Origin of the sequence: Brucella sp. (genome assembly GCF_032066345.1) — a bacterium.
GTDB lineage: Bacteria > Pseudomonadota > Alphaproteobacteria > Rhizobiales > Rhizobiaceae > Brucella > Brucella pseudogrignonensis.
The window spans coordinates 1-2059 of record NZ_DAMBKZ010000043.1; the positions used below are offsets into that span (position 1 = coordinate 1).

Below are 2059 nucleotides of genomic sequence, written 5' to 3' on the forward strand. Positions count from 1 at the left end.
AGCCATCCACTATCAGTAGGGCCGCTTGGGTATAATGGCTCGAAAGCAGCGATGGAGTTGATTGCCAAGGCCGATGTGGTTCTGGCACTTGGTACCCGTCTTAACCCGTTTTCGACGTTACCCGGCTACGGTATCGATTATTGGCCAAAAGACGCGAAGATCATTCAGGTCGATATCAACCCAGACCGTATTGGCCTTACCAAGAAGATCACGGTCGGCATCTGTGGCGATGCGAAACAAGTAGCGCAGCAGATCATCGATCAACTTGGAGCCAATGCAGGAGATGTTGGTCGCAACGAGCGCAAACAGCTAACCCATCAACGCAAATCAGCTTGGTTGCAGCAACTTTCGTCGATGGATCATGAAGATGATGATCCAGGCACACAATGGAATGCAGACGCACGCGAACGCGAAAAGCAACGCATGTCTCCACGACAGGCATGGCGCGCCATTCAGGCCGGAATGCCGAAGAATGCCATTATGTCCACTGATATCGGAAACAACTGTGCCATCGGCAATGCCTATCCAACATTTGAAACCGGGCGCAAATATCTGGCACCCGGCATGTTCGGTCCATGCGGATACGGCTTTCCGTCCATCGTAGGTGCCAAGATCGGCCAACCCGATACACCTGTGGTTGGTTTTGCAGGGGATGGTGCTTTTGGGATCTCGATGAACGAAATGACGTCCATCGGTCGCAAAGGCTGGCCAGCCATTACGATGGTCATTTTCCGCAACTACCAGTGGGGTGCAGAAAAGCGCAATACAACGCTTTGGTACGACAATAACTTCGTTGGGACCGAGCTCAATCCAAACCTGAGCTACGCCAAAGTGGCGGATGGTTGTGGCCTCAAGGGCGTCACTGTTGATACCCAGCAATCGCTCACTGAAGCCTTGCAGAAGGCAATTGATGATCAGTCCAAGGGGGTTACGACCTTTATTGAGGTCATACTCAATCAGGAGCTGGGCGAACCTTTCCGTCGCGATGCGATGAAGAAGCCGGTCGTCGTAGCTGGTATTGATAAAGTGGATATGCGCGAGCAGATGCCTGTTTAACGATGATGCCGGGAGGTTTTCCTCCCGGCCTTTCATGAGATTTTGCCATGCTTCCGTTGGAAAAAATTTTTGAAAAAGCCCGATCACAGCCACGTCACATTGTTCTGGCGGAAGGCGAAGACCCGCGTGTCATCCAAGCTGCCCTTTGTGCAGAGCAGGAGAAAATTGCGCATATTACTTTGCTGGGGTCGGCTGATGCCATAGCTGATCAGATTGCAGGAACGCGGATACAGATTATTGACCCGGCAATGTCTGATAAATACGCGGATTATGCCGATAAGCTTCATCAATTACGGCACGCCAAGGGCATGACGGAAGAGCAGGCCTTGAAAATAGTGAAAACTCCGCTTGGTTTTGCAGCCATGATGGTGCGCGCGGGGGACGCGGATGGAACTGTCGCCGGTGCAGTTGCCACAACAGCCGATGTTGTCCGCCACGCGTTGCAGATTATCGGAAAGGCGGAAGGCGCATCGCTTGTTTCGAGTTTTTTTCTGATGTTGTTATGCCAATCATATCATCAGAAAAAAGGTGCTTTCATTTTTGCGGATTGCGGCCTTGTGGTCGAGCCGGATTCCGGCCAACTAGCCGATATTGCCATGCAGTCAGCAGACTCTTATGAACAGCTAACCGGGAAAGACCCGGCGGTCGCGATGCTTTCGTTTTCGACTGGCGGCAGCGCCGCACATGAACGCGTATCAAAAGTCATTCAGGCGACCAACACTGTGCGCACAAGGAAACCAGATCTTTGTGTTGATGGGGAGCTGCAATTCGACACTGCATTTGTTGAAGCAATCAGTCATGCGAAATCACCGGGGTCTCCGCTCAAAGGGAATGCAAATGTCTTTGTGTTTCCCAATCTGGAGGCCGCCAATATAGGCTATAAAATTGCGCAGCGCATCGGCGGAGCACAAGCCATCGGCCCCGTTCTGCAAGGCCTCGCTAAACCCGCCAACGACCTCTCACGCGGATGTAGCGCCGATGACATTCTTCACATGATCGCAAT

The 2059-nt window shown here is 52.2% G+C and carries 2 protein-coding genes; both read left to right on the forward strand.

What is annotated here, in order from left to right; genetic code table 11:
* A partial coding sequence (locus tag RT142_RS24335; protein WP_313032140.1) for a thiamine pyrophosphate-dependent enzyme occupies positions 1-1056 on the forward strand: 1056 nt, incomplete at its 5' end.
* A gap of 47 nt (positions 1057-1103) precedes the next feature.
* Positions 1104-2059: phosphate acetyltransferase (pta, locus tag RT142_RS24340; RefSeq protein ID WP_313032143.1), on the forward strand; the 956-nt coding region annotated here is incomplete at its 3' end.